This window comes from Bacillus sp. HNG (genome assembly GCF_003400205.1).
Taxonomy (GTDB): Bacteria; Bacillota; Bacilli; order Bacillales; family Bacillaceae_L; genus Ferdinandcohnia.
The window spans coordinates 1-7457 of the sequence record NZ_QUQV01000035.1; the positions used below are offsets into that span (position 1 = coordinate 1).

At 32.1% G+C, this 7457-nt stretch carries 9 protein-coding genes; 1 reads left to right on the forward strand and 8 read right to left on the reverse strand.

All coding sequences use genetic code 11. From position 1 onward, the window contains the following. Nucleotides 1-222: 222 nt before the first annotated feature. The 8 genes from DZB84_RS24355 to DZB84_RS24390 form a co-directional block, all read right to left on the reverse strand. The gene (locus tag DZB84_RS24355) at nt 223-687 is read right to left on the reverse strand and encodes a hypothetical protein (protein WP_116354876.1); all 465 of its coding nucleotides are present in this window, start codon (nt 685-687) and stop codon (nt 223-225) included. A gap of 174 nt (nt 688-861) precedes the next feature. Next, nucleotides 862-1203 carry a DUF3221 domain-containing protein gene (locus DZB84_RS24360; protein ID WP_116354877.1) on the reverse strand — a complete coding sequence of 114 codons (342 nt, stop codon included), beginning with the start codon at nt 1201-1203 and terminating at the stop codon, nt 862-864. A gap of 211 nt (nt 1204-1414) precedes the next feature. After that, on the reverse strand, nt 1415-1630 hold the full coding sequence (locus DZB84_RS24365; RefSeq protein WP_116354878.1) for a hypothetical protein: 216 nt from the start codon (nt 1628-1630) through the stop codon (nt 1415-1417). 119 nt (nt 1631-1749) lie between these two features. Next, nucleotides 1750-2190: a hypothetical protein gene (locus tag DZB84_RS24370; RefSeq protein WP_116354879.1), complete on the reverse strand. Its 441-nt coding sequence runs from the start codon at nt 2188-2190 to the stop codon at nt 1750-1752. Nucleotides 2191-2306: 116 nt separating this feature from the next. After that, nucleotides 2307-2858, reverse strand: coding sequence for a hypothetical protein (locus DZB84_RS24375; RefSeq protein ID WP_116354880.1), 552 nt, complete (start codon nt 2856-2858; stop codon nt 2307-2309). A 111-nt stretch (nt 2859-2969) separates the two neighbouring features. Beyond that, nucleotides 2970-4190, reverse strand: a complete 1221-nt coding sequence (locus DZB84_RS24380; RefSeq protein ID WP_116354881.1) for an MFS transporter — start codon at nt 4188-4190, stop codon at nt 2970-2972. A gap of 22 nt (nt 4191-4212) precedes the next feature. Beyond that, on the reverse strand, nt 4213-5256 hold the full coding sequence (locus DZB84_RS24385; protein ID WP_116354882.1) for an ArsR/SmtB family transcription factor: 1044 nt from the start codon (nt 5254-5256) through the stop codon (nt 4213-4215). A gap of 255 nt (nt 5257-5511) precedes the next feature. Beyond that, a complete protein-coding gene (locus tag DZB84_RS24390) occupies nt 5512-6219 on the reverse strand; it encodes a DUF3888 domain-containing protein (RefSeq protein ID WP_411266287.1) in 708 nt (235 codons plus the stop codon). A gap of 168 nt (nt 6220-6387) precedes the next feature. On the opposite strand from DZB84_RS24390, the gene DZB84_RS24395 reads away from it, so the two are divergent. Then, a complete protein-coding gene (locus tag DZB84_RS24395; protein WP_223254550.1) occupies nt 6388-7167 on the forward strand; it encodes a hypothetical protein in 780 nt (259 codons plus the stop codon). Nucleotides 7168-7457: the final 290 nt, after the last annotated feature.

Here is a 7457-nt window from a genome sequence, read left to right on the forward strand (position 1 = left end):
TTTTAAAATTCATAGTAGGGCTTCCTCCTTAAGAGTCTGAGTTAGAGTGGTGTCTATACTCATATCTTACTGAGGGGCTTTATTTTTTTCAAACCTGATATATAACGATCTACAGGAATGCTAAACTGCCCGTTAATTCAATTAATTCTATAAAAAAGGCACTAATCCTTCTTTAAGGAAAGCACCGTTTGTTCAATATGAATTTATAATGATGGAGGACTATCAGACAGACAAATCGATAAATTCTAGTTCCATTTCTGCTTCTGCTTTCGAACGATAAACGGTAATTTTATCATAGGGTTTCAAGTTGTCTTGCCATGATTCTATATTACTCAGAAAATCTTCTCCGTTTTCAGAAATAATCAAGCACTCTAAATCCCTATTGATATAACAAATTGGTGCGTCACTTTCCAAATCACATTGTTGACCAACAGTTCCGATAAATCCACCTTTACTATCTTTTGCCATAATATCTACATATGGAATAGTATAAAATTCTAAATGTGGAATATCATCGTCAAAGATAAATTGAATATCATAATCGTTAGCATATTTTTGATACTCCTCATTTTTATGATAAACACTCATAGAATAAATTGTTGTACCTGCTGGTATAACCTCAGTATCTTTTAAATTTACATTTATGGCTCCAGTTAATTCTGTTCTATCTAGATAAACTTTTCGCATCTCAAACCTCCGTTTAATCTTATTTTAAAGTAAATGCTCATTCCTTTTGTGATTTCTTATTGAACTAACCTGCCCCTTTACTTCAATAAGAATTGCCATACTCAGCTTTGATTTTTAGAACCCTTTAGTTGAACATGAAATCATTCTTTAACCGCTTACCCTAATTAATAGCTTTTATTTCCTCTTGGCTTTAAGAACCTTTATTTTGGCAGGATGTGATTCCAAAACTTCACTGAACCAAACCTTCATTTTTTGACCGTCTTTATACGGAGAAAAAGAAAATGGAACGCTATCTAATCTATAAATTCCTCCATAGCTTCGGATGAATTCTTGATTTGATTGTTCCTTAGCAGTTTTAACATCAAATTCCTCATCTGTAATCAAATATAATACTCCTTCTTTATTTAGGATGTACCCTTCTACTGTCATCTTATCATCTGCTCCAATTTTATTAACTAAATCACCAACAATAATAATTGCACATAGAATCAAGATAAGTAGCACTAATCTTTTCATATTTACCCTTTATTTCACTCCTTATATTTCAACTATTATAAATACTTCAAGTCTCATCCTTTATTTACTTCTTGAACAAACCTGCCCCGTTAGCCATCCATGAAGCAGAGCTTCACCACAGAAAATGAAAGTTAATTACGTTCTTTCATGGTAATTGAACATTTTTTTGAATCTTGAGTATATGTATCCTCTAATGCATAAACCTTTTTATTCACTTCTCGGGTACGATATTTAATATAATTAAATATGTTTTTTCATTCTGCTTTATTTCACCTACATAGACGATTTGATGAATTTCGAGTGCTTCACCTTCCTGAAGTTGTTCTTTTTGTGCTTTTATTATGTGTTCAAGTCTCTCTGCTATTGAAACATCTTCATAATATGTTCTAATTGTCCATTCAATAATGACCTGATTTTGCAAACTCATTTTAACAATCCTACCTTCAAAAATAATTCAATAATCTTTATTTAAGTAACCAGCTTCGTTAGTTAAATAACTTCAACAAAAAGGTGCGTAATCCTTCTTGGATCAACGCACCCGTTAGTTCAAGATTGAAACCCTTTTTTTCTATTTATATTTGAAACCACTATTAATAAATGATAATAAAAAATTGAAGCTATAAAGCCATATATTCCAAAAGAGATGATTTCTAGTGAAAATAAATTTCTATTTTGACTAAATAAAATAAGAAAAATAACACCAACAAGTATACCGAATAACGAATATAAACCTAAACCAGCAAAATACTTTGCCAATTTGGACTTTAAACTCGATTTCATAATTAACTTGTCAATAAAAGTTGAAAGAGGTAATCCAACAAGAAAATAAATTGGTCCAGCATAAATAATGACAAAAATAAATGTTTCAAAAAAACCAAAATAATAAACATTAGGCTCACGTTGAGGACTAGGTACATAAGAAATCCAAGAGAACATTGTTGCAAATAAAACAACAGACAGTACTGCTGTTAAAAGCCTTTTCATCATTTCGCACACCCCATAAAAAGTTGAACTAAACTGCCCCGTTAGTAGAATAAGTTCAACAAAAATAAGCGATAATCCTTCTTGGATTACCGCACCCGTTAGCTTAATAAACATTAATGTTATTGTAATGGATTTTTCTTTTCGCTTGGATAATCAATTGAATTAGCTATTTCAACTAATACTTCTGGAGTAACCTTATCAGAAATCCTTTTATCAATACTAAGTATGTATTGCCAATTATCTCTTTCAAAGACTAATGCACCAAAACTTCTATACTCCATATATTTTGCTTCATTTCCGTTCTTTAGTTTAAACACTTTAAAAATGTACTTATCCTTTATTGGAATTTTATGATTAACAGGTCGAACATTTATTTTGTAATGATTTTCAGGTGATTCATCACTTATAAACTTCAATTCAAAAGAATCGTTTATGTCGCCATCTAAATCACTAAACCTTCCAAAATAATGAGTAAAGTTTATAGGTGGGATCCTAAGAGGTAGTTTTAAGTCTTGTTTGAAATGTTGCTCAAATTCTTTTACAGCTTCTTCAACCGTCTTATAACCAATTCCAGGATATATTTCCTTTGTAATTGCATATACCTTTCCATTATTTATCCCACAAAATAAGATACTGAAAAGAAGCATTAAAAAAAAGAAATTTTTCTTCATTTACATCACCCTAAATTATATTTAGGTATATTTTCACCAACCAACAACCAACTATTCTTTTTCCACTAAACTGCCCTTTAGTTTAATAACTTCAACAAAAAGGTTTCGAATTTAGGATGCTTTGTTTTTAACAATATTCGAATCTATAAACTTAAAGTACGGCAGAAAAATTCCCAATAAAGATATTGTACAAATAATGGTTCCTATCAAAAAGTACATTGGCCGTATTCCCCAGACTTCACTTAAGAAACTACCTATAAATACGCCTAACGGCATTGCTCCTCTTATAATAAATAGACGAACCGAGGAAACCTTACCCATCAAGTTGTTTGGCACAGTTTGCTGAAATATAGTTATATTTTGCACACTAAAAAATGCCATAGCTATTCCAGCAATAGCCTCAGTGAAAAGTGCAAAAATGAGGCTATTGTTAAGACCTAACGATATAAATGTTAGACCTCCTATTACTAAAGATCCTAACATTATTACCCTGCGATTTTTATATGTAACTTTTCCAACTAGCATTGAACCAATTACATAGCCCAATGGGAAACTTGCCATAAAATAACCATATTCAGTAAAACTCCCAGATAATTCTTCAGTTATATAAGGAAGAGTAACCACCATTGTTACTCCTACTCCAAACTGAACAAAAGCTAAAAAGACCCCTAGCCAAACTATTATTGGTTGTTTGAAAAAATAGGATATACCTTCTATGAATTGTTCCATCCACGTTTTCCGTACATTGTTTGGAACTTTTGTCTCTTTTATAAATAGCAATAATGTTCCACTTGTGATAAGTGCTGCACTAACAAAAATTAATGTAGGTGTTACACCTAAGTACTCTACAACGAAACCGCCCAATATTGGAGCAATGAACGTCATTAATCTAACCGTTCCATCAATATAAGCGTTGGCTGCACGTAATTGATCTTTTTCCACAATAGTTGGTGTTATTGCTTGATTAGCCGGTGTATAAACAGGAGTTATTAACCCGACTATTATTTGAACTGCAAAAATATGCCACGAGTCCAGATTGCCAATTATCAGTGCAATTAGTGGTATTAGGAATATTAGCCCTCTTGTCCATTGAGAAAATATCATAATCCACTTTCGACTCCATTTGTCAATAAATGGGCCTATAAACAATTGTAGAATGAGTGAAGGTATAAAATATAGTAACCACATACTTCCTAATGCTATTGTAGAATTCGTAAGTTGATAGATAAGAATTGAGTTACAAAATGTTCCAAAGGCACCTCCCAATTCAGAGATACCATTTCCGATCCAAACGAAAACAAATGAACGATTCTTTAAAATGTTACTACTCATATCCATCCCCCCTTAATAACCATTATCTATTCAAAAAAAGGTTTAACTCCTTTGATAGAATTTCAATAGCTTTCTTTTTAAGTGAATACTTAGAATCACTAATATCCACTAATTTTGCTGCTCTTAAGATCTTCAGGTGATGGTGAATGGTAGACTTACCAATGTTTAATTGATTCGTAATATCTTGCAATGTACGATCTTCTTCGTATAGTAGTTTTACAATTCGCATTCGAATCTCGTCTCCTAATGCCTTGTATTTCAGGACTAGAAAGTTGTTTGGAGTGTATCTATCATTAGGAGATATACTTTCGTTTGCAACAGGATAATAAAATACTTTTGTACCCTCAATATCAGCTTCAATATTCCAAGGCCGATAAATGTATTGAGGGATTAAAAGAACATTGTTTACACTTGGTTCCGGTAAATAAACTACGCCACCAGTTGCCCATTCAACCAGTTCTTCAGGAGTTGATTTTTCCATCATCTCATTTTTCGTTTCATAGTCAGTTCGTAGAATTGAATTAATTTTATCTAAATCTTTCTTTATAACAGTCTCATACCATCCTTCCATCACACCTATAAGATGACTTTTAAGATATTTAACATCTGACCTAACAATAAATTCAATATACTGAGGGAAAAACGGATTATCGGATGTTAACACTTTCATTTTATTTATAGCCGATTCCTCACCTATTGCAGCTTTATATCGAAGATCTTGAAATTTTATTCCTATAAAAGGTAAACAAATAAACTTTAGGTCATTATCTGGAGCTTCCTGTATGTAAGATACGAAACCCGAAATATCAGGAAATCTCTTCTTATGTAATAATTGAAGTAATGCTTTCCAGGTATTATTCCTTTCTACATAATCTAAATGATCTAGTAATTCTTTTGATAATGAACTCTTGATATCATCCCAATAATCTAATGGTTGGTCTAATGTATTGATTATCGGGGTATTGGTGATTGCAGCTATACCTAGAGCACATTCCCACAAAACAGAGTAATCTAGTAAAACTTTGTAAGTTTCTCTCTTCCTACTTGTAAGATTTATAACATCCATATATAACACCATCTTCCTAATATATACTTATGTTATATTCTATACTTATCGAATTTTGAATTCAATATTTTTAGAATATAATGTTAAAAGTAAAATTAAAAAAGAACCCATCCTTTATTAGTAAGGGTTCTTGATTTGTGTTATTAAGCTAAACTGCACCGTTAGTTCTATAGATTCAATAAAAAAGTGCATTAATCATTCTTGGATTAACGCACCCGTTTGTTTTAAATATTATTTTCACAATCTCTTGCTCTTTTACCGCAATGGCAACTTAGTCCATTCTTTTTCTGGGATGTCTCTATGCTTATAATTGACAACCTTAACATTACCACCACTCGAAATCTGGAAGGTTATTGTTTCTTCACCATAAGGAGGATTATGGGCTCCTTCAAATGTCATCACTTGCACTGTCACGTTAATACCACCTTCATCATTTTTAATTTTAAGTACCTTTTCATCGCCTCTAAACCAAAGTTTAGACTCACCATAATAACTTTCAACCGCCTTAAAAATCGGGTCAACTAATCGTTCAATTAATGCTTCTTTAAGCAATTTCTTAGGTACTGGAATTCTGTTGATTTTTTTTCTTTTACCATCTACAATTTTCCAAGTTCCTTTTAAATCCCCACTTGTTTGCTTTTCAATTGTGTACAATACATTTGTCCCATCTTTTTTCCAAAGGTGGAAATATCCCTTATTTCCTTTGATATAAAAACGGGGTTCATCAATCCATTCTTGTTCTGTTTGAATTATTCCTAAAAATAACTGCGAAAGTGGAGTGATTTTATAACCAATTTGATTAAAATCACCAAAAGAAAATACTTCATAGCCAGTTAAATCAACATTAAAATCGTTAGAATTATCTTTAGATTGCTGTTCATTGGCTTGTGCAATATCGGTAATAGAACCTATTAATAAGATTATGAGTAAAGAGCCTATAATTTTTTTCACTCTCAAAGTCAATCACCTCATTGGTATGTTTCACAAATGAGGTGATTTTATTTATAAGCCTATCGTGAAACTTTAGTAAAAAGCCATCGCTCTTATTAAACAATCCTGCTTCTTTAGTTTAATAACATCTTTCGCATAACTCCCTCACAGAAGTAGAAAATAAGATGAGGTGAATAAAGTATGTTGAAAATTAAAAGTGGTTATATTATTTGCTTTTCCATAATTTTGAACTTAATTTTTTACAGTAAATCCACAGATGCAATATCATCTATAATGAAGTTATCACCTTCCCAATTGAGTAGTGAAAAAGGTGAACATAAACAAATTCAGGAATTGGAGCAACGTTTAGGAAACCTCGAACCACCTGAACCTACCACAATCCTCGATTCACCTTTTCCTTTTGAGACTGGTACAGAAGTTCATTTTCCTACCGATGTTATCCCTATTTCAGAAGTGAAAACACAAGGAACAAAAATCCCTTTCAAAATAATAAAAAGCGAACCTAACTATGTTAGACCCATATACGAAGAACACTGGCATAGCACATATTGGGGTGGGAGATGGAGCTATGTACCGTCTCGAGTACATTATGCTCTCCACCGTATATTCCCTTTCTATGCTATAGGGATTGCAGCGGAATTAAATTTTCAAGGTGATATGGGTATTAGTTTTCCCACCACAACAAATGAAACAGACCTTGACCTATATATAGTCGTGTTTCAAACAAGCATCACAGACGTTTATACGAAAGGAAATCAAGTTGTTGTCGTCGGAACTCCTAAACGAACAGGAGTTGAAGTTTTAAGTATTAGAACAGCCGATATACATCCTAGTAATAAGGATAAGCTTTTATTAGTTCAGTTAGCAACGAATGGTGCTGAACTCGATTATGCTCTAATCAGTTATCAACCACCAGATTTTTGGCTAAAACAAAAACAAAAAACAAATGAACTTGAATAGTGTAAAAAAGAGCTAAACTTATTATATAAAAGCCTGCATCTACGTTAACAAGTTGATACAGGCTTTTTTATTATGTTATGTTTTAACTTTTTTGTACCTTTAACTTAATAACTTAAACAAAATTAGCGATAATCCTTCTGGATCATCGCCCCGTTAATTAAATTCCTTCTTCAACTCCCTCAGTTTGATACGAATATCTCTCAAATGCTCACTTATTCGCAGGATTTCATACCCCTTTAAAATGGATTTATAGGTATTAGAAGTGAGTTCAGATCATTTTGGCTTCGTGA

Excerpts from the sequence above, each read along its gene's own strand:
- DZB84_RS24365 (WP_116354878.1), bottom strand. The coding sequence starts at position 1,630 with ATGAGTTTGCAAAATCAGGTCATTATTGAATGGACAATTAGAACATAT.
- DZB84_RS24355 (WP_116354876.1), bottom strand. The coding sequence starts at position 687 with ATGCGAAAAGTTTATCTAGATAGAACAGAATTAACTGGAGCCATAAAT.
- DZB84_RS24375 (WP_116354880.1), bottom strand. The coding sequence starts at position 2,858 with ATGAAGAAAAATTTCTTTTTTTTAATGCTTCTTTTCAGTATCTTATTT.
- DZB84_RS24380 (WP_116354881.1), bottom strand. The coding sequence starts at position 4,190 with ATGAGTAGTAACATTTTAAAGAATCGTTCATTTGTTTTCGTTTGGATC.
- DZB84_RS24395 (WP_223254550.1), top strand. The coding sequence starts at position 6,388 with ATGTTGAAAATTAAAAGTGGTTATATTATTTGCTTTTCCATAATTTTG.
- DZB84_RS24385 (WP_116354882.1), bottom strand. The coding sequence starts at position 5,256 with ATGGATGTTATAAATCTTACAAGTAGGAAGAGAGAAACTTACAAAGTT.
- DZB84_RS24370 (WP_116354879.1), bottom strand. The coding sequence starts at position 2,190 with ATGATGAAAAGGCTTTTAACAGCAGTACTGTCTGTTGTTTTATTTGCA.
- DZB84_RS24360 (WP_116354877.1), bottom strand. The coding sequence starts at position 1,203 with ATGAAAAGATTAGTGCTACTTATCTTGATTCTATGTGCAATTATTATT.